This window comes from Acidovorax sp. sif0632, from assembly GCF_019218805.1.
GTDB lineage: Bacteria > Pseudomonadota > Gammaproteobacteria > Burkholderiales > Burkholderiaceae_C > Acidovorax > Acidovorax facilis.
The window spans coordinates 45335-70548 of sequence record NZ_JAHUWW010000010.1 but is presented as its reverse complement, the minus strand read 5'-3'; the positions used below and the strand labels follow the sequence as shown (position 1 = coordinate 70548).

The window sequence follows — 25214 nt, the reverse complement described above, 5'->3', positions numbered from 1 at the left end:
AACGGCCTCCCTGCCACGCAGGCTGTCCGCCCGGCCCAGACCCATCGGTAGAGGTTCTCGGCCGACCGCCCCAGCACCCACTCCCGTTTGGCTCGCTCATGCCACCCGCATGCAGCGTGGCCTTGCGCGCCTTGCACCGCCGCATGGTGCAGCAATCTCCTGCGCCTCCATCAGAGTCATATTCACCTGAGTGATGTGAAACATCACCAGCGTTCCATTGACTGATATTGCTGCAGCGCGAATGATCGATCCCCAGGCGCTGGGTGCATCCGCACCGGCCCCGAAAGACTGATGGATCGATGGATCGACTGATTGATTGGCGATGACAAAAAACAAAGGAGACGCCCATGTATGAATGCCCCGTGACCGTGTTCCCGCAGCAGATCCGCTGGGAGACGGACGGCACCAGCCGCATTCCTTTTCAGGCCTATACCGATGAGGCGCTGTACCGCAAGGAACTGGACCGTTTTTTCTACAACGGGCACTGGTGTTATGTCGGCCTGGAGGCGGAGATTCCCAACGCGGGGGATTTCAAGCGCACGGTGATTGGCGAGCGTTCGGTGCTGCTGGTGCGTGACAAGGATGCTTCGATCCATGTGGTGGAAAACGTCTGCGCCCACCGTGGCATGGCGTTTTGCCGCGAGCGGCATGGCAACCGCGAGAGCCTGACCTGCCCGTACCACCAGTGGAACTACACCCTGTCGGGCGACTTGCAGGGCGTGCCGTTTCGGCGTGGCGTGAAGCAGGATGGCAAGGTCAACGGCGGCATGCCTGCGGACTTCAACCCGGCAGAGCATGGGCTGACCAAGCTCAAGGTGGCCACCCGTGGCGGCGTGGTGTTTGCGTCGTTTGACCACAGCGTGGAGCCGCTGGAGGAATTCTTGGGCCCCACCATCCTGGGCTACTTTGACCGGCTGTTCAATGGCCGCAAGCTCACCATCCTGGGCTACAACCGCCAGCGCATTCCGGGCAACTGGAAGCTGATGCAAGAGAACATCAAGGACCCGTACCACCCCGGCCTGCTGCACACCTGGTTCGTTACCTTTGGGCTCTGGCGTGCAGACAACAAGTCGCAACTGCTGATGGATGCGCAGCACCGCCACGCGGCCATGGTCTCGACCCGTGGCGCGGCGGGCAAGGCGGCGGATGTGACGCAGGTGTCCAGCTTCAAGGCGGGCATGGAGCTGAACGACCCACGCTTTCTGGACATTGCGCAGGAGGACTGGTGGGCGGGCCCGGCCCCCGCAGCCAGCGGGGAGGGTGCAGCGGTGCCCAATGCGCCGGCATCTGTGCCGACGGCGGTGATGATGACCGTGTTCCCCAGCGTGATCTTTCAACAGCAGGTCAACAGCGTGTCCACGCGCCACATCCAGCCGGATGGCAAAGGCGCTTTTGATTTTGTGTGGACGCACTTTGGCTTTGAAGACGACAGCGAGGAGATGACGCAGCGCCGCCTGCGCCAGGCCAATCTGTTCGGCCCGGCGGGCTTTGTGTCGGCCGACGATGGAGAGGTGATCGAGTGGTCGCAAGAGGGCTTTGAGACCAAGCCCGCGCACCGCACGCTGGCCGAGCTGGGCGGGCGCGATGTGGGCGACACGGACCACATGGTGACCGAGACGCTGATCCGGGGCATGTACGAATACTGGCGCAAGGTGATGGAGGCGGAGGCTTGACCATGGACTTCCAGACCTACTTCGAACTGAACCAGCTCTACGCCCGCTACGCCCGCGCACTTGACGCGGCGGACTGGGAGGCGTGGCCAGAGTTTTTTATCGAGAACTGCGTTTACAAGCTGCAGCCGCGCGAGAACCACGAGCGCGGGTTCCCGCTGGCCACGCTGGCGTTTGACAGCAAGGGCATGCTGAAAGACCGCGTCTACGGCATTCGCGAGACGCTGTTCCACGACCCCTACTACCAGCGCCATGTGGTGGGTGTGCCGCTGGTGCACAAGGTGGATGCCGATGGCCGCATCCACTGCGAGGCCAACTATGCAGTGCTGCGCACACGCCTGTCGAAGGAATCGACGGTGTTCAACGTAGGGCGCACGCTGGATGAGGTGGTGCCCACGCCCGAGGGCCTGAAGTTCGCATCGCGCCTCGTCGTCTACGACAGCGAGATGATCCCCAACTCGCTGATCTACCCCATCTGAGGAACCGCCATGACGACGATGACGACAAACTGGATTGACGCCGCCGCGCACGGCGATGTGCCCGAGGATGACGTGATTGGCCTGGCCGTGGCCGGGCGCGACATTGCGCTGTATGGCGTGGGCGGCGAGGTGTTTGCCACTGACAACATCTGCACCCACGGCCATGCGCGCCTGTGCGATGGGTTTCTGGAAGGGCACGAGATCGAATGCCCTCTGCACCAGGGCAAGTTTGACGTGCGCAACGGCAAACCCACCTGCGCGCCCGTCACCGAGCCGCTGCGCAGCTACCCCGTGAAGATCGAGGGCGGCCGCGTGTGGCTGGCCCTGGACTGAACCTCTCAAGGAGCCCCCCCATGACTGCTGAACGACCTGAGGTCGAGGCCGCTGCATTGCCGCATGAAGGCTCTAACGCGCACCCGGCTTCCACCATCGTGATCGTCGGTGCGGGCCAGGCGGGCGGCTGGGCAGCGCAAACGCTGCGCAGTGAAGGCTTTGCGGGCCAGATTGTGCTGATAGGTGAAGAAGCCCACCCGCCGCACGAGCGGCCACCGCTGTCGAAGGCGGTGCTCTCGGGCGCAGCCGCGCCGGAGAGCACGCGCCTCATGAAACCCGAGGCCTTTGACGCACTGGCGGTGCAATGGCGGCCCGGCGTGCAGGTGCACCGCATTGACCGCGCTGCCAAGCAGGTGCTGTTGTCGGATGGCACAGCGCAGCCCTACGACAAGCTCATCCTGTGCACCGGGGGGCGCGCCCGGCGGCTTGCCTTGCCGGGGGCAGACCAGGTGCCGCTGCACACGCTGCGCACCATTGAAGATGCGCAGGCGCTGGCCCCGGCCCTTCGGCCCGGCCGCAGCGTGGTGGTGGTGGGCGGTGGCTGGATCGGCTTGGAGGTGGCGGCCACCGCACGCCAGCAGGGCGCGGAAGTGGTGGTGGTGGAGACGCAAAGCCGCTTGTGTGAACGCTCTGTGCCTGCAGAGGTTTCGGCGTATCTGCTGGCGCTGCACCGCGCCCAGGGCGTGCGCGTGCTGCTGGGCGCGGGGGTGCGGGGCTTTGCCCGCGTTGCAGATGGCGCAGACGGCGCAGATATTCGCTCGGAGGTCTTGCTGGCCGATGGCAGCGCGCTGGCGTGCGACACCATCGTGCTGGGCGTTGGCCTGGTGCCCAACGACGAGCTGGCCCGCGAGGCGGGCCTGGCTTGCGAAGGTGGCGTGCTGGTCGATGCCCAATGCCGCACGTCCGACCCCCACATCCTGGCCGCAGGCGATGTGGCCGTGGCACCCAACCCCTGGGCGGGCCGCAGCCTGCGGCTTGAATCGTGGCAGAACGCGCAAGAGCAGGGCATGGCCGCCGCGCGCTCGGCCCTGGGCCAGGCCGTGGACTACCAACCGCTGCCCTGGTTCTGGTCCGACCAGTACGGCATGAACCTGCAGATCTACGGCATGCCCACGCCTGCGCACCGCGTGGTGCAGCGCGGCGACCCGGCCAGCGGCAGCTTTGTGCTGTTCTACCTGGCGGGCGATGTGGTGCAGGCCGCCGTAGGGGCCAACGCAGCGCGTGACTTGCGCTTTGCCCGCAGGCTGATCGAGCAGCGCAAGCCGGTGGATGCCGAGCGGCTGGCAGACCTGGACACGCCGATGGCAAAGCTGTGAACCCAGATGGATGCCGAGCAGCACAGAAGCCCGCACCCGCACCCAAGCCCACCAGAACCGAACACGACAACCCGCTAAGGAAACCACCGATGACCGCAACCACGTCACCCACTTACCTCTGGACCCCGCCCCCCGTCTATTCGCTGCCTGTGCGTGGCCGCAGCGAGCGCCTGCCGATCCACCGGCTGTTCTTTGTGGGCCGCAACTACCACGCGCATGCGGTTGAGATGGGGCGCCCGGTGGACAAGGCGGTGGAGGTTCCGTTCTATTTCACCAAGGCACCGTCCACGCTGGTCGAGTCTGGCGCGACCGTGGCCTACCCACCCGGCACCCAGAACTACCACCACGAAATGGAACTGGTGCTGGCCATTGGTGCGCCCGGCTTTCGCGTGAGCGAGGCGGATGCGCCGCGCCTTATCTACGGCTATGCCTGCGGCCTGGACATGACGCGCCGCGACCTGCAGCTGGTGGCGCGCGACAAGGGCCGCCCGTGGGACCTGGGCAAGGATGTGGAGCAGTCGTCCGTGGTCTCCGAGATCGTGCCCATGCCGCAGGTGGTGCTGGGCCAGGGCGACCTGGAGCTGTCGGTCAATGGCACCGTGCGCCAGAAGTCCGACCTGTCCAAGCTGATCTGGAACATCCCCGAGCTAGTTGCCGACCTGTCCAAGTTCTACCACCTGCAGCCGGGTGACCTGATCTTTACCGGCACGCCCGAGGGCGTAGGCCCCGTGCTGGCAGGTGACCGCATTGAAGGCCGCATTGAAGGCGTGGGCAGCATCGTGCTCCACGTTGGCCCGGCGGAATAAGAAAAAACCACATCCAGGAGACAAACCCACCATGACCACCGACCTCACGCCTTCCCCCGTGCGGCTGCACGCCGTTGCGGGCAAGGGCCAGCCCGATCCGACGCCCGAGCTGGAGCAGCTGTACCGGGGCTTTGAGCAAGAGCTGCTGGTACCGCTCTGGACGCAGATTGGCGACCTGATGCCCCGCCAGCCCCAATCCAAGGCCGTGCCCCATCTGTGGCGCTGGGACCGCTTGAAGGCCCTGGCCGCACAGGCGGGCGCCATCGTGCCCGTGGGCCGTGGCGGCGAGCGCCGTGCGATTGCGCTGGCCAACCCTGCGCTGGGTGGGCGCCCGTTTGCCACGCCCACGCTGTGGGCCGCCATTCAGTACCTGATGCCTGGCGAAGACGCCCCCGAGCACCGGCACACGCAGCACGCGTTTCGTTTTGTGGTGGAAGGCGAGGGCGTGTGGACCGTGGTCAATGGCGATGCGGTGCGCATGTCGCGCGGCGACTTTTTGCCCCAGGCCGGCTGGAACTGGCATGCCCACCACAACGCTGCTACAGAGCCCATGGCCTGGATCGACGGCCTGGACATTCCGTTCTCGTACTACACCGAGAGCCAGTTCTTCGAAGTGGGGCGCGAGAAGCTCCCACCCGCCGAGCGCACCACCGCCGAGCGTTCTTATTCCGAAAGGCTGTGGGGCCACCCGGGCCTGCGCCCGGTATCGATGGTGCAGGCGCAGCCCGCCACGCCCCTGCTGGCCTACCGCTGGGTGGATACCGACCGCGCGCTGGCCGATCAGCTCGCGTTGGAAGACGAAGGCCAGGCGGGCACGCTGAGCCCCGGGCACGCGGCGGTGCGCTTTACCAACCCCACCACCGGCGCCGATGTGTTGCCCACGATGCGGACCGAAATGCACCGCGTGCGTGCGGGCGGTGCAACGCGGGTACACCGCGAGGTGGGTTCGTCGGTGTTCCAGGTGTTTGAAGGCAGCGGCACCGTCACGGTGGGGGATCGCACCTGGCAGGTGGCGCGGGGCGACCTGTTTGTGGTGCCGTCGTGGCAACCGTTCTCAGCCCAGGCATCGGCCGCTGGCGCACTCGACCTGTTCCGCTTCAGCGACGCACCGATTTTTGAGGCGCTGCACAGCCACCGTGCGCAAGTCACTGTTTGATCCATCACTCACCAAGCCGGATTCGGCTTTCATAAAACCAAGGAGACACCCCCATGCTGACCGCCATTCGTTCACAGATTTTTAGACCTGCCCTGGCGCTTTGCGCGCTGGCGCTTGTGGCCGCCGCGAGCGTGCCCAACGCCGTGGCGCAGACCTTCCCCGCCAAACCCGTTCGCTCCGTCGCGCCGTATTCGCCCGGCAGCGGCCCTGACGCGGTGATGCGCATCCTCAGCGAGCGCTTGTCGCGCAACTGGGGGCAGCAGCTTGTCATCGACAACAAACCAGGGGCCAACGGTTTCATCGCCATCGGCGATGCCAAGCGCGCAACGCCAGACGGCTACACGCTGCTACAGGTGGACAACACGCACATGGCCCTGCAGCCGCATGTGTTCAAGCAGCTGCCCTATGACCCGGTGAAAGACTTTGAGCCAGTCGCTCCGGTGTATTTCACGAACTTCTTTGTGGTGGTGGCGGCCAACTCGCCCTGGAAGGATGTGGGCGATCTGATCAAGGCGGCCAAGGCGGCGCCGGGCGACATCACCTATGGCTCCTGGGGCATCGGCAGCGTGGCCCATGTGGGCGCGGCGAGTCTGGAGGCAGCAACGGGCACGAAGATGATGCATGTGCCGTACAAGGACATGGGCAGCGTCTACACCTCTGTGGCCACGGGCGACATCAAGTGGGCGTTTGGCACGGCGGCGACGGCCGGGCCAATGTTCCAGGCCAAAAAGGTGAAGTTTCTGGCCCTGGCCGCACCCCAGCGTCTGGCGGGCTTCACCGACATTCCGACCATGGGCGAAGCGGGCGGCCCGGCTGGGTTTGAAGTGAAGACCTGGGTGGGCCTGTTCGCGCCTGCTGGCACGCCCAAGGCCGCCATCGAGAAGATCAATGCCGACGTGGGCAAGGTGCTGGCCACTTCAGAGGTCAAGGAGCGCCTGGCGACCTTCGGGTTTGAGCCCTACATTGGCCCGCCCGCCGAACTCACCAAGGCCATCGAACGCGATTCGCGCACGTTCGGTGAAGTCGTCAAGCGCGCCAAGATTGCCCTGGACTGACACAGAGACTGACCATGAAGCTCTACTCCTTCTTCCGCAGCGGAACATCCCACCGCTTGCGCATTGCGCTCAACCTCAAGGGGCTGGCCTACGAGCAGATTGCGGTCGATTTGCGGCGCGAGGAACATCTGGGCGATGCCTTCAAGGCCATCAACCCGCAGCAGTTGGTGCCCGTGCTGGAGGCCGACGAGCGCCTGATGATTCAGTCGCCCGCCATCATCGAGTGGCTCGAAGAGCGCTATCCCACCCCACCGCTGCTGCCCGCCGATGCAGGCGATCGCGCCCAGGTGCGCGCCTTGGCCGCCATCGTGGGCTGCGACATCCACCCCATCAACAACCGCCGCATTCTGGAGGCGCTGCGCCACCGCTTTGGTGCCGACGAGGTTGCCGTGAACGACTGGTGCGGCACCTGGATCAGCGCGGGCTTTGATGCCATCGAGGCTCTGTTTTCGAAAGACCCGCAACGCGGTGATTTCTGCTTTGGCAGCACCCCTACGCTGGCCGATGTGTACCTGGTTCCGCAGGTGGAGAGCGCGCGCCGCTTCCAGGTGGACTTGGCGCGCTGGCCGCTGGTGCAGGCGGTGGACGCGGCCTGCGGGCAACTGGAAGCGTTCCGCAAGGCGGCGCCCAGCGCGCAGCCGGATGCGGGCTGAGCCTGAAGGCTCTGACCCCTCAGTCGCCCTGCATGTAGAAAGCCTCGGCATGGAGGTGCGCCGCCTCCATGCCTTTGCCCAGCGCCAGCAGCGTGGTGGTCTCCACCATCGGGGGCGAGCCGCACAGGTAGGCCTGCCAGCCTTGCAGGCTCGCGTGGTCCTGCTCGATGGCCTGGGTCACCAGCCCGCGCCGCTGCGTGGCAGGGTCGGCGCCTGATGCCACCACCACATGCACCTGCAGGGCAGGGTGCACGCCGCGCAGATGTTCTAGCCATGCCAGGCCATACAGCTCGCGCGGCGAGCGCAGACCGATGTACAGGTGAATGGGGTTGCGCATCCCGGCGGCCACTGCGCCGCGCACCACCGACAGCACCGACGCCAGCCCGGTGCCCCCAGCCACGCACAGCATGGGCCCCGTGTGCTGTTGGCGCAGATAGGCCGCACCCAGTGGCCCGCTGACCTTGACCTTGTCTCCCACCTTGAGCTGCCCGGCGATGTAGCTGCTGACCCGGCCCTGGGGCATGAGCTGTATGTGGAACTCCAGCAGCGGTTCGCCCGGCAGGTTTGCCATGGAGTAGGGGCGCACATGCGTCGGCGTGAAACCCAACTGCACGTACTGACCTGGAGAAAACGCAATCGGTTTTGCCACCTTGAGCAGCAGGCGCCGGATGTCTGCCGCCAGTAGCTCGATGGCCACCACGGTGGCCTTGGCCACGCGCGCACGGTGCACCACGGCTTCGCCGGGGGCGGGCACTTCGATGGTGCAGGGCTCGGTCACATAGGTCTGGCAGGCCAGCACGGCACCGTCCACGCCGTCCAGCGGACGCTGCTGCTCGCGCCCGCCATCGAGCACCTCACCAGACAGCACCCGGCAGCGGCAGATGCCGCAGCGGCCCGACAGGCATGAATACGACATCGGAACCTGCGCCGCGCGCAGGGCGTCAAGCAGGTTCACGCCGGGCTCGGCGCGGATCACGCGGTTAAGCGGCTGAACGAGGATGTCCATGGCGGGCTGCGTTCGATTTCATCCAGCCCATTGTGCCCACGAAAGCGCCTGCGAATCACTGGCTGCAATACCATCGCCACTTCATATCACCCGAGCTGATGGAGTGGCGATGGAGCTATCGGATATCGACCTGAACCTGCTGGTGCTGTTTCAGCAACTCATGGTCGAGCGGCGCGTTTCCAAGGTGGCCGACAACCTGGGGCTGACGCAGCCTGCGGTCAGCAACGCGCTGGCCAAGCTGCGGCGCATTTTTGGCGACGAGTTGTTCTTGCGCACCTCGGGCGGCATGGTGCCCACGCCTTTTGCCGAACAACTGGGCGAGTCCGTGGGGTATGCGCTGGGCATGATCCACAGCGGGCTGAACCAGCGCACACAGTTCACGCCCGCAACGCTCAAGCGCACTATCACCATCGGCATGACGGACATTGGCGAGATCGTCTTCCTGCCCGCGCTGCTGGAGCGCCTGGGGCGGGAGGCGCCGGGCGTCACGCTGAACACCGTGCGCAACAACGCTGCCCATCTGCGCGAAGACATGGAGGCTGGCAAGGTGGACCTGGCCATTGGCCTGCTGCCGCAGCTGAAAGCGGGGTTTTTCCAGCGGCGCTTGTTCCGCCAGCGCTATGTGTGCCTGTTCCGCAAGGGCCACGCGCTGGATCGGCCCAAGCTGCTGCTGTCGGACTACAAGGCGGCAGAGCACCTGGTGATCGTGTCGGCGGGCACGGGGCACGGCAAGGTGGATGAATTGATCCAGAAGGCTGGCATCGACCGCTTGGTGCGGCTGAGCGTGCCGCACTTTGTGAGCGTGGGCCACATCCTCCAAAGCACGGCGCTGGTGGCGACGGTGCCCGAGCGGCTGGCGCTCAAGCTGGTCGAGCCCTTTGGCCTGGTGCTGCGCACGCACCCCGTCAAACTGCCTGACGCTCCCATCAGCGTGTTCTGGCACGCCAAGGTGCACCGCGAACCGGTGAACCAATGGCTGCGCAGCATGGTGTTTGAATTGTTTGGGGGCGATGGCCCCGCAGGAGGTGGTCTGCCGTGATCTGCGGGCGGGGCTTGCGGCGCAAGCCAGACTGCACCACCGGTTCTGTGAAAACATTGCTATATTATTTATAGCGTGTTGCGCTTGTCAGTAGAGCGGTAGAGCCTGTTTTTGCATGAATCCGCCATGGCCCCCGAGGGAGGTTGGGTCGTACTTGCCATGCAACGCTGCTCAATACACCAGCCTCTCCGGCCGAATCTCCTGCAGGATGGTCGTCGCAATCTCTTCAATCGACTTGGTGGTGGTGGACAACCACCGGATGCCTGCGCGGCGCATCATGGCCTCGGCTTCGGAGACCTCCATGCGGCAGTTCTCCAGACTGGCATAGCGCGAATTGGGGCGGCGCTCGGCGCGGATCTCGGCCAGGCGGTCGGGGCTGATGGTCAGGCCAAAGATCTTGCTGCGAAACGGCACCAGGGCAGGGGGCAGTTGGCGGCGTTCGAAGTCTTCGGGGATCAGCGGGTAGTTGGCGGCTTTCAGGCCACATTGCATGGCCAGGTACAGGCTGGTGGGCGTTTTGCCGCTGCGGCTCACGCCCACCAGGATCACGTCGGCACCGGCCAGGTCACGGTTGCTCTGGCCGTCGTCATGGGCCAGGCTGAAGTTGATGGCTTCGATGCGGTCGGTGTATTCCTTGCTGCGGCTCACGTCGCTGAAGCGGCCCACACGGTGGTGCGACTTGATGCCCAGCTCCTGCTCCAGCGGGTGGACGAAGGTGCCAAACATATCGAGCAGCATGCCCTTGCAGCCGTCCTGGATGACCTTGAGCACTTCCATGTTGACCAGCGTGGTGAAGACGATGGGCTTTTTGCCCTCGACCTCGCCGGTGTGGTTGATTTGCCGCACCGCCTGGTGGGCCTTGTCCACGGTGTCGATGAAGGGCAGGCGCACATGGCGCGGCTTCATCTCGAATTGGGCCAGGATGGCGTTGCCGAAGGTTTCGGCGGTGATACCGGTGCCGTCAGAGACAAAAAATACGGTGCGCGAGTGCATGGAGCCCCTTTTTTTGGATGCGGCTTGCGCCAGCCGGGTTGCCACCACAAAGAAGTGGTGATTGCCCGATTTGCGTAAGTCGCGTGAAAGCGTCAGCCCGCTGCCAGATGCGCGGGCCTACAATTGTCACAATTATCCAATTCTCACCATGCACCGCGTCGGCCCACAACCACAACGACAAAGCCTCAGGCCGTGCATGGCCGCCTGCCAGGAGCCATCCAGGGCCCGGCACGCAGACCCGGTTTCAACTTCTGGAGCTTTCCCATGTCTGCACTTTTCAGCCCGACCGCCCTGGTCGTACCGTTTGAAAACCTGAGAATGACCGATGTCGAGGTCGTTGGCGGTAAAAACGCCAGCCTCGGCGAGATGATCTCCCAGCTGCCGCAGGGCGTGCGTGTGCCCACGGGCTTTGCCACCACCGCCCACGCGTTCCGCGAGTTCCTGGCCTATGACGGCCTGGCCGACCGCATTAGCGCCAAGCTCAAGAGTCTGGACACCGAAGACGTGCGCGCGCTTGCACAAGTCGGTGCAGAAATCCGCGCCATGGTCGAGGCCCAGCCCTTCCCGGCCGACCTGCAAAAGGCCATTGCTGATGAATTTGCCATGCTGAGCGCTGGCAACCCCGCCGCCTCGTTTGCCGTGCGCTCGTCGGCCACGGCAGAGGACCTGCCCGACGCTTCGTTTGCAGGCCAGCAGGAAACCTTCCTGAACGTGGTGGGCATCGACGAAGTCATGCACAAGATGAAGGAAGTGTTCGCGTCGCTGTACAACGACCGCGCCATTTCCTACCGCGTGCACAAGGGCTTCGAGCACGATGTGGTGGCCCTGTCGGCCGGTGTGCAGCGCATGGTGCGCTCCGACCTGGGCGCCGCCGGCGTGATGTTCACCATCGATACCGAGTCCGGCTTTGAGGACGTGGTCTTCATCACCAGCAGCTACGGCCTGGGCGAGACGGTGGTGCAGGGCGCCGTGAATCCCGACGAGTTCTACGTGCACAAGCCCATGCTCCAGGCAGGCAAGAAGGCGCTGATCCGCCGCAACCTGGGCAGCAAGCTGATCCAGATGGTGTTCTCCACGCCTGAGGAAAAGGCCGCCAGCGGCAAGCTCGTCAAGACCATTGATGTGCCCACCGAGCAGCGCAACCGCTACTCGCTGACCGACGCCGACGTGGAGCAACTGGCGCGCTACGCGCTGGTGATCGAGCAGCACTACGGGCGCCCCATGGACATCGAGTGGGGCAAGGACGGCACCGACGGCCAGCTTTACATCCTGCAGGCCCGCCCTGAAACCGTGAAGAGCCAGGCCAAGGGCCAGGCCGAGCTGCGCTACAAGCTCAAGGGCCATGGCACCGTGCTGGCCGAGGGCCGCGCCATTGGCCAGAAGATCGGCACCGGCCCGGTGCGCCTGGTGCACAACATCTCCGAGATGGACAAGGTCCAGCCCGGCGATGTGCTCGTGACCGACATGACCGACCCCAACTGGGAACCCGTGATGAAGCGCGCCAGCGCCATCGTCACGAACCGGGGCGGCCGCACCTGCCACGCCGCCATCATTGCGCGCGAGCTGGGCATCCCGGCCGTGGTCGGCTGCGGCGACGCGACCGAGCGGCTGAAGGACGGCACGCTGGTCACGGTGAGCTGCTCCGAGGGCGACACGGGCAAGATCTATGACGGCCTGCTTGAAACCGAAGTGACCGAAGTGCAGCGCGGCGCGATGCCCCCCATCAAGACCAAGATCATGATGAACGTGGGAAACCCCCAGCTGGCCTTTGACTTCTGCCAGCTGCCCAACGAAGGCGTGGGCCTGGCCCGGCTGGAGTTCATCATCAACAACAACATTGGCGTGCACCCCAAGGCCATCCTGGACTACCCCCAGATCGATGCCGACCTGAAGAAGGCCGTGGAGTCCGTGGCCCGTGGCCATGCCAGCCCCAGGGCGTTCTATGTGGATAAGGTCGCCGAAGGCGTGGCCACTATTGCCGCCGCCTTCTGGCCCAAGCCCGTCATCGTGCGCCTGTCGGACTTCAAGTCCAACGAATACCGCAAGCTGATCGGCGGCAGCCGCTACGAGCCCGAGGAAGAAAACCCGATGCTCGGCTTCCGTGGCGCAGCCCGCTACATCAGCGAAGACTTCGGTGAAGCCTTTGCCATGGAGTGCGAGGCGCTCAAGCGCGTGCGCAACGACATGGGCCTGACCAACGTGCAGGTGATGGTGCCGTTTGTGCGCACGCTGGGCCAGGCCGAGCGCGTGACCAAGCTGCTGGCCACCCATGGCCTTCAGCGCGGCAAGGACGACCTCAAGGTCATCATGATGTGCGAAGTGCCGAGCAACGCCATCCTGGCCGAGCGCTTCCTGGAGTTCTTCGACGGCTTCTCCATCGGCTCCAACGACCTGACCCAGCTCACGCTGGGCCTGGACCGTGATTCGGGCCTGGAGCTGCTGGCGCAGGACTTTGATGAGCGCGACCCCGCTGTCGAAGCACTGATTCATCAGGCCATCAAGGCCTGCTTGGCCCAGGGCAAGTACATCGGCATCTGCGGCCAGGGCCCCAGCGACCACCCTGACTTTGCGCAGTGGCTGGCCAAGGAAGGCATCTCGTCGATCTCGCTCAACCCCGACAGCGTGATCGCCACCTGGCAGCAACTGGCAGGCTGACGCTCCGACCGGGCTGCCATGTGCCGACTGCACCACCCGCCACTGCGTCCCTGATGCTGTGCCTGTGATGCAGCCCCCGCAGCAGCACCGGCGTTCTGCAGATGCCGAAATGGCGGGCCCGTTCCCGCCCGATCTGCACGATGTGCGGCACCTCAAGCTCAAGGCCGGCTTGCTGCTGCTGTGGGCGCTGGTGTCGTTCGGTGCCACCTACTTCGCCCGGGACCTGCAAGTGCTGGTCTTTGGCGGTTGGCCCCTGGGTTACTGGATTGCGGCGCAGGGGGCAGTGCTGGTGTTCATTGGCATTGTGGTGGTCTATGGCTGGGCCATGAACCGCTTCGAACGGCAGGATGCGGAGCGCCTCGCAGCGGATGCCGTCGCCCTTTCGGACGACGCGGACCGCCCCCACGGCTGACCATGGCTGAAAACAATTCTTCCGACACCGACCGGGCCTATCTGTGGCGGTTGCACCGCATCCTGGCGCTGTATGTGACCGGTGTGCTGGCCTTTCTGGCGCTGATGACCTGGGCAGAGCACCAGGGGCTTTCGCGGCACTGGATCGGGCCCATTTTTCTGTTCCTCACGGTGATGGTCTACGCGGGCATCGGTGTCTATGGCCGTACGACCGACCCCGAGGAATACTACGTGGCCGGTCGGCGCATTCCGCCCATGTACAACGGCATGGCGGCAGCGGCAGACTGGATGAGTGCCGCATCGTTCATCAGTCTGTCGGGGGCGCTTTACCTGCAGGGTTTTTCCGGCACACCGGGGCAGGCCGGGGGGCTGGCCTATCTGCTGGGGTGGACGGGAGGCTTTTGCTTGGTGGCGATGCTGATCGCACCGCACCTGCGCGCCATGGGCCTGTACACCGTGCCCGATTTTTTCCATGTGCGTTTTGGCGGCCGGTGGCCGCGTGTGATTGCGGCGCTGGCGGCGGTGCTCTGTTCGTTCACGTACGTGGTGGCGCAGATTTACGGTGTGGGGCTGATCGCTTCGCGCCTGACCGGTGTGCAGTTCGAGATCGGCATCATGCTGGGCCTGGGCGGGGTGCTTCTGTGCTCCTTCCTCGGTGGCATGCGCGCCATCACCTGGACGCAGGTGGCGCAGTATGTGGTGGTGCTGCTGGCGTTCCTGATCCCGGTGTCCTGGCTGGCGTACAAACAATTGGGCAACCCGTTGGCGCCCGCAGTCTATGGCGCGCAGATCAGCAAGATCGCCGACCTGGAAGCGCAGCTGCTCGATTCCCCCGCAGAGCATCAGGTGGTGCAGACCTACCTGCGGCGCGCCCAGGATTTTGAGGCGCGGCTGCGTGATGTGGAAGGCGCCCTGGAGCGTGAGCGCGAGAAAGGGCGGGAGCGCATTCGTGCGCTGCGCACCCAGAACGCTGATGTAGGTTTGATCGTCACGGCCAGCCGCGAGCTGGCGGCCCTGCCGCGCGATGCCGCAGCGGCGCGCGAACGCTGGACCCGCGAAATGCGCGAGAACTACGAGCGTGCGCGTCCCCTGGGCGGCTTGCCCCTGCACAGCCAGGCGTATGTGGGTGACCCGCATGGCACGCCCGACGAGCAACGCGACTACGAGCTGACGCGCCGCAACTTCCTGGCACTCATGTTCTGCCTGATGGTGGGCACGGCAGGCTTGCCGCACCTGCTCACGCGCTACTACACCTCGCCCACGGTGTCGGCGGCGCGGGCATCGGTGGCGTGGTCGCTGTTTTTCATCGCCTTGCTGTACCTGAGTGCGCCCGCGTTAGCGGTGCTGGTGAAATTCGAGGTCATGCAAAACCTGGTGGGCAGCAGTTTCGAGGCTTTGCCCACCTGGATGGCCCAATGGGCGCGGGTGGACAGCTCGCTGTTGTCGGTGGAAGACGTGAACGCTGACGGCATCGTGCAGTTTGGAGAGATCCGGCTGGGGGCCGACCTCATCATGTTGGCCACGCCGGAGCTGGGGGGCTTGCCCTATGTGGTGTCGGGCCTGGTGGCGGCTGGCGGGCTGGCGGCGGCGCTGTCTACCGCTGATGGGCTGCTGCTCACCATCAGCAACGCCCTGGTGCGCGACCTGTATTTTCAGGACGCAAAGCGCCAGGCGTCGCCGGAGCAGCGTGTGATTCTGAGCAAGTTTGCCTTGCTGTCCGTGGCCCTGTCGGCGGCATTTGTAGCGGCGCTCAAACCCTCTGAGATTCTGCCGATGGTGTCGGCGTCGTTCTCGTTGGCGGCTTCGGCCTTTGTGCCGGTGATGGTGCTGGGTATCTTCTGGCGCGGCACCACGCGGCAGGGGGCAGTGGCGGGCATGCTGGCAGGGCTTGGCGTGGCGGTGTACTACCTGCTGTCGCATGTGCCCGCCATGCGCGCGCTGCCCAGCTGGATGCTGGCAGACGGGCTGTGGTTTGGTATTCAGCCCGTCTCGGCCGGGGTGTTTGGCGTGCCCACCGGCTTGGTGGTGACGGTGGTGGTGAGCTGGCTGACCCGGCCTGCCCCGGCGCTGCCGCGCATCCGGTCCGAGATGTAGGGGGACTTGCGTTGGCAGGCTGGAGTACCCTGCCCGTGCGCCTGCTAATGGGTTATGCGTAAACCCCGATTACCAAGCCTGCGCAAACGTGAGAATCTGGGGCGTAAAAGCTTACCTGTCGGGGTGAGCTTCGGTAACACCACAATGGTTCAGCTCAAGGAGATTCATGGTTCTCGTCAAAACGCAGGCAGGGCAGGAAGCGCTCAAGGATCGGCGCGGTAGCCTCAGCTCACGCCAGCGCTCGGCTTTTATTCTTTTTGACGGAAAGCGCTCCACGGGTGAAATACTGGCGGCCACGGCAACCATGGGGATCACGCAGGAGGATGTCCAGGCCATGATTGCGCAGGGACTGCTGGCTCCGCTGCCGGGGCAGTCTCTGCCTGCAGCTTTTGCCACCCCGCATGATGCGACGGCAGAGCCTGCACCGGCCACCGATCTGGGGACGGTGGCGTCGCCGCTGGAGGGCTCCGGGCGCTCACCCAAGGAGCGTTACCAGGCGGCCTACCCCATCGCCACCGAGCTGACAGCGGGGCTGGGGTTGCGCGGGTTCCGGTTGAATCTGGCGGTGGAAGGGGCGGGCAGCTTTGAGGATCTGGCGGCGCTGGCACCCAAGATCCGCGAGGCGGTGGGTGACGCCAAATTCAAGCGGCTGGACGAAGCGCTTTTTGATTGAGGCGCCCGGATCCTTTCCCCCGAGAGGCGCACCAGGTTCATGCGTGAAGTGCTGGCACAAAAAAGCGGCCCCCAGGCCGCTTTGTGTTTGGTGCGTCACAGGGCGCAGTGCTCAGCGGCCGACCTTGAGCAGTTCCACATCGAACTTGAGCGTGGCGTTCGGTGGAATCACGCCGCCCGCGCCGCGTGCGCCATAGCCAAGGGCGGCAGGAATGATCAGGGTGCGCTGGCCACCGATCTTCATGCCTTGCACGCCTTCGTCCCAGCCCTTGATGACCATGCCCGCGCCCAGCGAGAACTCGAAGGGGTCGTTGCGGTCGCGGCTGGAGTCGAACTTGGCACCTTGCTCGCCGTTGTTGTAGAGCCAGCCGGTGTAGTGCACCGACACGTTCTGGCCCTTGGTGGCTTCGGCGCCTTCGCCCACGGTGGTGTCTTCGTATTGCAGGCCGGATGCGGTGGTGGTCAGTGCCATGGGTGAAATTCCTTGTTTGCTATTAAAAAAAGAGCTATTGGCGCTTGATGGTTAAGCGCTAGCAGCATTTTTGACCCCTATTTTAACGAAAGCCCCGCGCGGAGTTCCGGCGGGGCTTTTCCCTGAGTGGGGCAGGGGAGCTGTTTGGCGTCAGGCTTTTTTGGCGCGGCCAGCGACCCAGCGGGTGGCGAAGGCCTGAACGTCCGACAGGCGCTTGAGCAGGTCGGCGCCCGAGGGGGTGACGGTGTAGCCGTCGCTGCCGTGGTCTACAAAACCGGCTTCGCGCAGTTCCTTGATGCGGGTGTTGAGCGTGTTGGGGGTGATGCCCCCCACGCTGTCCTGCAGCAGGCGGAAGGTCTGGGGGTGACCGTCCTTCAGGGCCCACAGCACGCGCAGTGCGTAACGGCATTCGAGCCGCTCGAACAACTGGTTGATGGCGGCATTTTCTTTGGAGCTCATGGACGCTTCTCCTCGCGCAAGTGTTGGGTCAAATATTCATTCGGGTGGGCGAATGCCGGGCCCGGTGATGCGCTGAGACTATAGCGCGGAACCCATTTTGCTACAAGTTTGGTAGCTCAGAACGCACACCACACATGCGCTACACCCCGAAAAACCTGTGTTACAAGTCAAACTGTTGCGGTAGGGCCACGGTTCTAGGAGCCTGTAGGACTTAGAGCGTCGAAAGCGAAAACTGGCCCCAGCGAGGACAGTTTTTGCCGGATTTGCAGCCCCATAGCCCGGCTATGGGGCAAAAAAGGCGGTGTTCTCGAAGAGCGGCGAAGCCAAAAATGGACCGCTGCGGTCCATTCGCCAAGCCTGACAGGCTGCTAGACGGTCATTCCTGACGGCCCAGCCCCGCCAGGTGGCTGACCAGCAACTGTGCGGCCGGGGCCAGCATCTGGGCGCTGCGGTAACAGATGGCGAAGCGCCGTCGGGCCCAAGGGTCGCTCAGTGGAACCACCCGGATGGGCGCAGTCTGGGCAAAAGGCAGGGCCACTTCGCGCGGCACGACACTGATGGCCAGGTTGGCCCGCACCACCCGCAGTGCCGCATCGAAGTTGGACACCAGCACCCGGTGTGCCAGCATCTTTCCCTCCACGGCCGCAGCGCGCGCCAGCAACACCTGCACGGCGCTCAGTGCGGGCATGCTGACGAATTCATGGTCCAGCACGTCGGCAAAACGCACGCTCTGGTGCTGGGCCACCGGGTGCAGCGCATGGGCCACCACGGCCAGGTGGTCGGTACGGTAGCCGCAGGTTTCCAGGCCTGTAAGGTCGGCCGCGTCCCAGCAGATGCCGATGGAGGCACTGCCGTCGCGGATGCCCTGTACGACGTCCGGGCTCACGCGCTCCTCCAGGCTTACCTGGATGTCGCGGTGCGCCGGGTCTTGCAGAAAAGCGGCCACGTCGTCTGCCAGTGATTCGGCCATCACCGAGGCCGTGACCAGCATGCGCACATGGCCCCGCGTGCCGGTGGCATAGGCCGCCATGTCGCGTTCAATCTGGCCCACGCTGGCCAGCATGGTGCGCGCGTGCTCCAGCAGGGTTTCGCCCGCCGGGGTGGGCACCACGCCACGGCGTTTGCGCAGTAGCAGGGGTGTGCCCACGGTGTCTTCCAGCTGCGCCAGCCGCTTGCTGATGGCCGAGCCCACGATGGACTCCTGCTCGGCCACGCGCGCGATGCTGCGCTGCTCGCACACGGCGGCAAAGAGGCGCAGGGTCTGCAGGTCCAGATCGCGCATGGGCTTGTCTCCAGGTGTTTGATATTCCTGTTTGGAATCATATGGCTTCCAAAATGTATTTTCTGATTCTGTTGGGAATTTCTAGAATCGACGGCAGAACACGACCCGCCGGAGACAACGCAGTGCTTACCCCCTCTATCGCTTCCACCACCCCGGCGCGTGCCACCGTCCGCGAAGTGGGCCTGCGCGACGGCCTGCAAAGCATTGCCACCGTGGTCTCCACCGCGCACAAGATCGAATGGCTCAACGCCGCCTACGCCGCCGGCCAGCGCGAGATCGAGGTCGGCTCCTTTGTGCCCGCCCGGCTGCTGCCCCAGCTGGCCGATACGGCCGAGGTGCTGGCCCATGCCAAAACCCTGCCGGGCCTGGTGGCCTCGGTGCTCGTGCCCAACTACAAAGGCGCCGAACGCGCGCTGGAGCAGGGCGCTGACTTGATGGTGGTGCCCTTGTCTGCCAGCCACGCCCACAGCCTGGCCAACCTGCGCAAGACGCCCGACGAGGTGGTGGCCGAGGTGGCCCACATCCGCGCGCTGCGCGATGCCAGCGGCAGCCGCACATTGATCGAAGGTGGCGTGGGAACGGCCTTTGGTTGCACCTTGCAGGGCGAGGTGGCCGAGAGCGAGGTGCTGCGCCTGATGCAAGCGCTGCTGGATGCGGGCGCCGACCGCGTGAGCCTGGCCGACACCGTGGGCTATTCCGACCCGGCCTCGGTCGCCCGCCTGTTTGGCAAAGCGCGTGCGCTGGTGGGCGACCGCCTGGCCTGCGCGCACTTCCACGACACGCGCGGCATGGGCTTGGCCAACGTCTATGCCGCCTGGCAGGCAGGCATCACCCGCTTCGACGCCTGTCTGGCGGGCATTGGCGGCTGCCCGCACGCGCCGGGCGCCAGCGGCAACGTCACCACCGAAGACCTCGTGTTCATGCTGGAGCGCATGGGCATCGCCACCGGCATCGATGTGACTGCGCTGCTCGCGCTGCGCCAGCGCGTGGCCGGATGGCTGGCGGGCGAGACCCTGCATGGCACGCTGTGGCAGGCAGGGCTGCCGCAGAATGCCGCACCTGCCGCGCTGCACGAAGCAGCAACCGCCTGAACCCCTTTTCGGAACGCCCTGAACATGAACGACGACACACCCGCCACCCCACCATCCCCCCGCCTGCCGCTCGAAGGCCTGCGCGTGGTGGAGTTCACCCACATGGTCATGGGCCCCACCTGCGGCATGGTGCTGGCCGACTTGGGTGCCGAGGTCATCAAGGTCGAGCCCGTGGACGGCGACCGCACGCGCCACCTGCTGGGCGCGGGTGCTGGCTTCTTCCCCATGTTCAACCGCAACAAGAAAAGCATCGCACTCGACCTGCGCAGCTCCGAGGGCCTGGCGGCGGCGCGCAAGCTCGCGGCATCGGCCGATGTGGTGGCGCAGAACTTCAAGCCCGGCGTGATGACCAAATACGGCCTGGACTACGCCGCGCTGAGCCAGCTCAACCCGCGCCTCATCTACGTCAACCACACCGGCTTTTTGCCCGGCCCGTACGAGCACCGCACAGCGCTCGACGAAGTGGTGCAGATGATGGGCGGCCTGGCCTACATGACCGGCCGCCCCGGCGACCCGCTGCGCGCGGGCAGCAGCGTGAACGACATCATGGGCGGCATGTTCGGCGCGATTGGCGCGATGGCGGCGCTGATGCAGCGCGGCATTACCGGGCGGGGGCAGGAGGTGGACTCGGCCCTGTTCGAGAACAACGTCTTCCTGGTCGGCCAGCACATGATGCAGTACGCCGTCACCGGCAAGCCCGCCGCGCCCATGCCCGACCGCATCTCGTCCTGGGCCGTGTACGACGTGTTCAGCGTGAAGGACGGCGGGCAGATCTTTTTGGCCGCCGTGAGCGATGCGCAGTGGCAGACCTTCTGCGACGCCATGGGCTATGCCGACCTGAAGGGTGACACCGGCCTGGCCACCAACAACGACCGCGTACGCGCCCGCCCCACGCTGATGCCCGTGCTGCGCGAGCGGCTGGCGCAGCACACGGCCGACGAACTGGCCGCGATCTTCGAACGCCACGGCCTGCCGTTTGCACCCATCCGCCGGCCTGAAGAGCTGTTTGACGACCCGCACCTGCAAGCCACGGGTGGCCTGGCCGACATCACCCTGCCTGACGGCGAGCGCGCGGGCCAGACGGCGCAGATCACGCTGATGCCGCTGCGTCTGGATGGCCAGCGCCTCGATGTGCGCTGCGACCCGCCCCGCCTGGGCCAGCACACGGCCGAGCTGCTGCAGGGCCTGGGCTACACGGCCGATGAGGTGGCGGCGTTGCACGCCGCCGGGGCCATCGCCTGATTTTTTGAAACCATCCCCGGGCACAGCAATGTGGCGCAGACCACCGCCCAGGGTTCCCTGACCACGACCGGAGACAAACCCATGCCACGCACCACCACTGCCCCCGCTTCACCCCACGGCACGCCTGCCGCCCGCAGCGTGCTCACGCGCCGCCAGGCGCTGGCAACCGGCGCCGCCGCGCTGGGGGCTGCGGCCTGGGGCCTGCCCCGCCTGGCCCGTGCCCAGGGCGATGGCAAGCCGCTGCGCGTGATCCTGCCGCTGTCGGCGGGCTCGGGGGCCGACGGCGCCATCCGTGCCATCAGCACCAGCCTGGCCAAGGCGCTGGGCCAGCCCGTGGTCATCGAGAACCTGCCGGGCGCGGGCGGCATCACCGGCACCACGCAGATCGTGCGGGCGCCCAAGGACGGCTCGGTGATCGGCGTGGTGTCCAACAACCACGTGGTCAACCCCAGTGTGTACAAAAACATTCCGTTCGACTCGCTCGCCGACATCACGCCCATCACCATCCTTGGCGCCACGCCCTTTGTGCTGGTGGCCCACCCCTCGGTGCCCGTCAAGACCGTGCAGGAGCTGATCGCGCTGGCCAGGGCCAAACCCGGCGTCCTCAACTACGGCTCGTCGGGCAACGGCACCATCCTGCACCTGGCCGCAGCCATGTTCGTGGACCAGGCCAAGGTGTCGATCCAGCACATTCCCTACAAGGGCATGGGCCCGCTCATGAACGATGTGCTGGGCGGCCAGGTGCAGCTGGCCGTGGTGGCGGTAGCGCCTGCGGCAGCGCACATCAAGTCGGGAGCGTTGCGCGCCCTGGGCGTGACCACGGCCAGCCGCGTGCCGTCGTTGCCCGGTGTGCCCACCATTGCGGAGCAGGGCTTGCCGGGCTACGAGCTCGACGGCTGGATCGCCCCGGTGGGGCCAGCCGGCCTGCCCAAGGCCGAGCTGCAACGCCTGTTTGCCGCCTTCAAAGCTGCGATGGAAATGCCCGAGGCGCGCGATGCGCTCATCGCCCAGGGCTACGAAATCAAGCTCACCCCTCCGGAGCCAGCAGCCGCGTTCTTTCGATCCGAGGTGGCGCGCATGGCGCAGGTCGTGAAGAACGCCAACGTGACGATGGATTGACACGGGGCTGCGATGCGCGGCGCGTGGGTTGCCCGAAGGGCGTAATCCTGCGTCGCCCCGCACGAAGTCGTCTGCCGGGTCAGGCTGCGCTCGGTCGAGCCGAAATTTGAAGATTTTTGGGCGTTAGCGCTTATGTGACAACCGCTGGTAGCTATGTTTTTTATAGCGATTCATCAGCCCTGCGATGCCGTCAGGGCGCGCTGCCCAGCCGGGTGGTGGTGAAGGTTCTGAAACTGCGGCTGCTGGTGGCGCAGGCGGAACACCTCAACGGCCTCCACCAGCTGGCGGGCCTGGCCGCTCAGACTGCCGGCGGCGGCGGCGCTTTCTTCCACCAGGGCAGCGTTTTGCTGGGTGGTTTCATCCATGCGCACGATGGCCTGGGTGACGCGCAGCATGTCGGAGGTCTGGGCCGCGCTCGCCTGGCTGATTTCGTCCATGAGCGCGCTCACGCCTTGGATGGACGAGACGACTTCACCCATGGTGCTGCCCGCGTTCCGGGCGAGGTCAGAGCCGGCCTGCACGCGCTCCACGCTGGTCTGGATCAGCGCCTTGATCTCGCGCGCGGCGCTGGCACTGCGGGTGGCCAGGTTGCGCACCTCGCTGGCCACCACGGCAAAGCCGCGTCCTTGCTCGCCGGCGCGTGCTGCTTCCACGGCAGCATTGAGCGCCAGGATGTTGGTCTGAAACGCGATGCTGTCGATGACGCCGATGATGTCGGAAATGCGGCGTGAGCTGTCTTGAATGCCCTGAACCACCGTCACCATCTGCGTTACCACGTCGCCACCGCGCTGGGCCACCGATGCGCCGCTCTTGGCCAGCTCGCTGGCACGTTGGGCGTTGGAGGCGTTTTGCTGCACGGTGGCCTGCAGCTGCTGCATCGAAGAGGTGGTTTCGTCCAGCGACGAGGCCTGCTCTTCGGTACGCATGCTCAGGTCCACATTGCCTTGGGCAATCTCGGCGCTGGCACTGGCCACGCCCTCAGCGTTGCTGCGCACTCCCGACACCACGTTTTCCAGGTTCTCCTGCATGGTGCGCAGGGCTTCCAGCAGCCGCGCGGGTTCGTCCTTGCCATCGACCTCGATGGTGGTGGTCAGATCGCCGGCCGCCACCTTGTTGGCCACCGAGACCGCCACCCGCAGCGGGCGCACTACCGAGCGTGTGAGCAGCCAGCCCGCACAGCCGCCCAGGGCCGTGACCAGTGCCAGCGCTACCAGGCTGCTGATGAGCGCACGCCGCGCGCTCAGGGCCGCCTGCTCTGCAATGGTCGCGCTGCTGGCGGCCACCTGCTCGCTCAGTGCGGTGAGCAGCTTGGCCGGGCCCTGGTCGATGTCGGCCACGTCCGCGTCACCCGCAGAGGGCACAAAACCGAGCGACTGGAACACCTCAAAACCCTTGCGGTAGCCCTGTGCCATCTGCGCGTGGGCTTGGGTGAATTTCTGCAGCGCTGCCTTTTCCTGCGCATCGGTCAGTTGCGGCTCCAGCGCCTTGGCGGCGTCGGCCACCCGCTTTTCACTGGCCTGGAACGCTGCCCAGTGCAGTTCGCGCTTGCGCGAATCCTCACCCCGCAACAGGGTGTTCTTCCACTCCTGCACCTGGGTCTTGAACTCGTTTTCCATGCGGCTCACCGCACGTTCCTGGGCCACGCGTTCCTGCACCGTGGTCTCGTAGGTGCCCAGGCTGCTGTACAGGGCCGCAATGCCGAACAGGGCAGCGCCCAGCAGGAGCGCGAGCACCAGGCCCAGTGCGGTGGCCATGCGTGCGCCGATGGAGTGGTTGGACATTTTCATCGGTCAGCTCCCAAGGTTGATCTCGGTTTTCCATCTTGCTGCACGTCGCCTGCAACCTGAAACCGGTATGGCCCGAGGGTGGCGCCCCGCAGCCGCACAGAGGCCTTGTTGCACTTCATGCCTTCAGCTTGAGCAGGTACACCATCACCCGTGCCGTGGTGAGGTCCAGTTCCATGAACTCTGCCAAATCCTTGCCTGTCAGCCAAGAGGGTTCCCAGCGATTGCTTTTGAGCGTGCGCAGCCAGGATTCATGGGCGGTGGCGGCCTCCACGGCGGCCAGCATCTCGGCCATGCGGGCGCTGGGCACCCCTTTGCCGGTGAACACGCCCCGCCAATTGGCCATGGTGGCATCCAGCCCCTGCTCGCGGAAGGCGGGCAGGCCGAAGGCGCTGCGGCGGGACGACACGCCGATGGCGCGCAGTTTTCCTGCGGCTATCGCATCACTGAATTCGCTGTAGCCCGACAGCCCCACCGCCGCGTTGCCCGACACCAGGGCGTCCACCACCTCAGAGCCACCGGGGAAGGGTTTGTAGACCAGGTCTTCCGGCTTGGCCTTGGAGGCACGGGCTAGCACCCCGGCGAAGATGTGGTCCACCCCGCCGGCCGAGCCCCCCGCCACCGGCAGGGCGCGCAGGTCGGCGCGCATGGCATCGGCCAGGTCCTTGGTGTTCTTGATGGGGGATTTGGCGGCTACCGCTGCCACCAGGTAATCGCTGGTGAGCCGGGCAATGGGCTGGATGTGGCCCATGTCCACGGCGGGCTTTTGCAGCGCCACGGCACCCACCATCACCATGCCGCCCATCAGCAGGGTGTTGGGGTCGTTGCCGTATTTTTCGGCGTATTTGGCCAGGCCGATGGTGCCGCCCTTGCCGCCAATGTTCTCGTACTCGATCTGGTCCGCCGCGCCCACCGCAGCCAGGGCCGCTCCCAGCGCGCGGCCCGTCTGGTCCCAGCCGCCCCCGGGGTTGGCCGGGATCACGATGCGCAGTGTGCCCGCCAGTTTGGGGGCCTTGGGGGCGGTGGGGCGGGCTGCCGTGGCGCTGGCTTGCGCCCATGCGGCCGGGGTCAAAGCGGTCCACGCCGTAGCGGAGAGTGCAGCATGTGCGAGTGCCTTGCGGCGGCTGAGGGGGGTCATGGGGTACCTCGTGAAAACGCGGGGGTGAAAAGCATGTCCTTCACGCAACCGGACAGCAGGGTCGGCTTCTCTGCGCAGCCTCGCCGCAAGAGGGCGGCTTGCAACGCTGCAGGGAAGTCTCCCAATTTTTGATTGGACGTGGTGGCAATGGTCACCATCCAAGCTGTCAGTCTGCTGTCGGGAGTATCAGGGTAAACGCGCTGGGCCTTGCGCAACGGATTGGCCATGAAAAACGCCCTGCGCCGCAATTGCGGGGCAGGGCGTTGTGCTGAACGAATGCTGGGGTTCA

Annotated in this window: 23 protein-coding genes; 16 read left to right on the top strand and 7 right to left on the bottom strand. The window is 65.6% G+C overall.

Features of this window, described 5'->3' with window-relative positions; all coding sequences use genetic code 11:
* Positions 1 to 347: 347 nt before the first annotated feature.
* The 8 genes from KW832_RS24610 (at position 348) to maiA (ending at position 7468) form a co-directional block, all read left to right on the top strand.
* Positions 348 to 1673 carry an aromatic ring-hydroxylating dioxygenase subunit alpha gene (locus KW832_RS24610; protein WP_218301824.1) on the top strand — a complete coding sequence of 442 codons (1326 nt, stop codon included), beginning with the start codon at positions 348 to 350 and terminating at the stop codon, positions 1671 to 1673.
* 2 nt (positions 1674 to 1675) lie between these two features.
* Positions 1676 to 2149 carry an aromatic-ring-hydroxylating dioxygenase subunit beta gene (locus tag KW832_RS24605; protein ID WP_218301823.1) on the top strand — a complete coding sequence of 158 codons (474 nt, stop codon included), beginning with the start codon at positions 1676 to 1678 and terminating at the stop codon, positions 2147 to 2149.
* Between the two features lie 9 nt (positions 2150 to 2158).
* On the top strand, positions 2159 to 2482 hold the full coding sequence (locus KW832_RS24600; RefSeq protein WP_121505893.1) for a non-heme iron oxygenase ferredoxin subunit: 324 nt from the start codon (positions 2159 to 2161) through the stop codon (positions 2480 to 2482).
* Between the two features lie 20 nt (positions 2483 to 2502).
* Complete coding sequence (locus KW832_RS24595) at positions 2503 to 3798, top strand: NAD(P)/FAD-dependent oxidoreductase (protein WP_218301822.1); 1296 nt, start codon at positions 2503 to 2505, stop codon at positions 3796 to 3798.
* 89 nt (positions 3799 to 3887) lie between these two features.
* Positions 3888 to 4604: a fumarylacetoacetate hydrolase family protein gene (locus tag KW832_RS24590; RefSeq protein ID WP_218301821.1), complete on the top strand. Its 717-nt coding sequence runs from the start codon at positions 3888 to 3890 to the stop codon at positions 4602 to 4604.
* A 31-nt stretch (positions 4605 to 4635) separates the two neighbouring features.
* The gene (locus KW832_RS24585) at positions 4636 to 5760 is read left to right on the top strand and encodes a cupin domain-containing protein (protein WP_218301820.1); all 1125 of its coding nucleotides are present in this window, start codon (positions 4636 to 4638) and stop codon (positions 5758 to 5760) included.
* 53 nt (positions 5761 to 5813) lie between these two features.
* The gene (locus KW832_RS24580; protein WP_218301819.1) at positions 5814 to 6815 is read left to right on the top strand and encodes a tripartite tricarboxylate transporter substrate binding protein; all 1002 of its coding nucleotides are present in this window, start codon (positions 5814 to 5816) and stop codon (positions 6813 to 6815) included.
* A gap of 14 nt (positions 6816 to 6829) precedes the next feature.
* Positions 6830 to 7468, top strand: a complete 639-nt coding sequence (gene maiA, locus KW832_RS24575) for a maleylacetoacetate isomerase (protein WP_218301818.1) — start codon at positions 6830 to 6832, stop codon at positions 7466 to 7468.
* A gap of 19 nt (positions 7469 to 7487) precedes the next feature.
* On the opposite strand, the gene KW832_RS24570 is transcribed toward maiA, so the two are convergent.
* Positions 7488 to 8474, bottom strand: coding sequence for a 2Fe-2S iron-sulfur cluster-binding protein (locus tag KW832_RS24570; RefSeq protein ID WP_218301817.1), 987 nt, complete (start codon positions 8472 to 8474; stop codon positions 7488 to 7490).
* A gap of 109 nt (positions 8475 to 8583) precedes the next feature.
* Here KW832_RS24570 and KW832_RS24565 point away from each other — a divergent pair, with 109 nt between their 5' ends.
* Positions 8584 to 9513, top strand: a complete 930-nt coding sequence (locus KW832_RS24565; RefSeq protein WP_218301816.1) for a LysR family transcriptional regulator — start codon at positions 8584 to 8586, stop codon at positions 9511 to 9513.
* A gap of 171 nt (positions 9514 to 9684) precedes the next feature.
* Here the strand turns inward: KW832_RS24565 and KW832_RS24560 are convergent, their stop codons facing one another.
* Positions 9685 to 10506: a pyruvate, water dikinase regulatory protein gene (locus KW832_RS24560; RefSeq protein ID WP_055398690.1), complete on the bottom strand. Its 822-nt coding sequence runs from the start codon at positions 10504 to 10506 to the stop codon at positions 9685 to 9687.
* Positions 10507 to 10770: 264 nt separating this feature from the next.
* Here KW832_RS24560 and ppsA point away from each other — a divergent pair, with 264 nt between their 5' ends.
* The 4 genes from ppsA to KW832_RS24540 all read left to right on the top strand — a co-directional run bounded on the left by ppsA (position 10771) and on the right by KW832_RS24540 (position 16339).
* Positions 10771 to 13161, top strand: coding sequence for a phosphoenolpyruvate synthase (gene ppsA, locus KW832_RS24555; protein WP_218301815.1), 2391 nt, complete (start codon positions 10771 to 10773; stop codon positions 13159 to 13161).
* Positions 13162 to 13228: 67 nt separating this feature from the next.
* Positions 13229 to 13573, top strand: a complete 345-nt coding sequence (locus tag KW832_RS24550) for a DUF4212 domain-containing protein (protein ID WP_121422795.1) — start codon at positions 13229 to 13231, stop codon at positions 13571 to 13573.
* Between the two features lie 2 nt (positions 13574 to 13575).
* Positions 13576 to 15666: a VC_2705 family sodium/solute symporter gene (locus KW832_RS24545; protein ID WP_218301813.1), complete on the top strand. Its 2091-nt coding sequence runs from the start codon at positions 13576 to 13578 to the stop codon at positions 15664 to 15666.
* Positions 15667 to 15832: 166 nt separating this feature from the next.
* Positions 15833 to 16339 (top strand): hypothetical protein, encoded by a 507-nt coding sequence (locus KW832_RS24540; protein ID WP_218301812.1) that lies wholly within the window; start codon positions 15833 to 15835, stop codon positions 16337 to 16339.
* Between the two features lie 111 nt (positions 16340 to 16450).
* Here KW832_RS24540 and KW832_RS24535 read toward each other — a convergent pair whose 3' ends face one another.
* The 3 genes from KW832_RS24535 to KW832_RS24525 form a co-directional block, all read right to left on the bottom strand.
* Positions 16451 to 16810, bottom strand: coding sequence for an FKBP-type peptidyl-prolyl cis-trans isomerase (locus KW832_RS24535; RefSeq protein WP_055398683.1), 360 nt, complete (start codon positions 16808 to 16810; stop codon positions 16451 to 16453).
* 150 nt (positions 16811 to 16960) lie between these two features.
* Positions 16961 to 17269 (bottom strand): helix-turn-helix domain-containing protein, encoded by a 309-nt coding sequence (locus KW832_RS24530; protein WP_010464095.1) that lies wholly within the window; start codon positions 17267 to 17269, stop codon positions 16961 to 16963.
* 376 nt (positions 17270 to 17645) lie between these two features.
* Positions 17646 to 18551, bottom strand: coding sequence for a LysR family transcriptional regulator (locus KW832_RS24525; RefSeq protein WP_055398682.1), 906 nt, complete (start codon positions 18549 to 18551; stop codon positions 17646 to 17648).
* A gap of 122 nt (positions 18552 to 18673) precedes the next feature.
* Between KW832_RS24525 and KW832_RS24520 the strand changes: the two genes are divergently transcribed.
* The 3 genes from KW832_RS24520 to KW832_RS24510 all read left to right on the top strand — a co-directional run bounded on the left by KW832_RS24520 (position 18674) and on the right by KW832_RS24510 (position 22003).
* Positions 18674 to 19642, top strand: a complete 969-nt coding sequence (locus KW832_RS24520) for a hydroxymethylglutaryl-CoA lyase (RefSeq protein ID WP_370628784.1) — start codon at positions 18674 to 18676, stop codon at positions 19640 to 19642.
* A gap of 24 nt (positions 19643 to 19666) precedes the next feature.
* Complete coding sequence (locus KW832_RS24515; RefSeq protein ID WP_218301811.1) at positions 19667 to 20884, top strand: CaiB/BaiF CoA-transferase family protein; 1218 nt, start codon at positions 19667 to 19669, stop codon at positions 20882 to 20884.
* A gap of 81 nt (positions 20885 to 20965) precedes the next feature.
* The gene (locus KW832_RS24510; RefSeq protein ID WP_218301810.1) at positions 20966 to 22003 is read left to right on the top strand and encodes a tripartite tricarboxylate transporter substrate binding protein; all 1038 of its coding nucleotides are present in this window, start codon (positions 20966 to 20968) and stop codon (positions 22001 to 22003) included.
* Between the two features lie 173 nt (positions 22004 to 22176).
* Here KW832_RS24510 and KW832_RS24505 read toward each other — a convergent pair whose 3' ends face one another.
* Complete coding sequence (locus KW832_RS24505) at positions 22177 to 23790, bottom strand: methyl-accepting chemotaxis protein (RefSeq protein WP_255577943.1); 1614 nt, start codon at positions 23788 to 23790, stop codon at positions 22177 to 22179.
* A 115-nt stretch (positions 23791 to 23905) separates the two neighbouring features.
* A complete protein-coding gene (locus KW832_RS24500) occupies positions 23906 to 24925 on the bottom strand; it encodes a tripartite tricarboxylate transporter substrate binding protein (protein ID WP_218301809.1) in 1020 nt (339 codons plus the stop codon).
* Between the last annotated feature and the right edge of the window lie 289 nt (positions 24926 to 25214).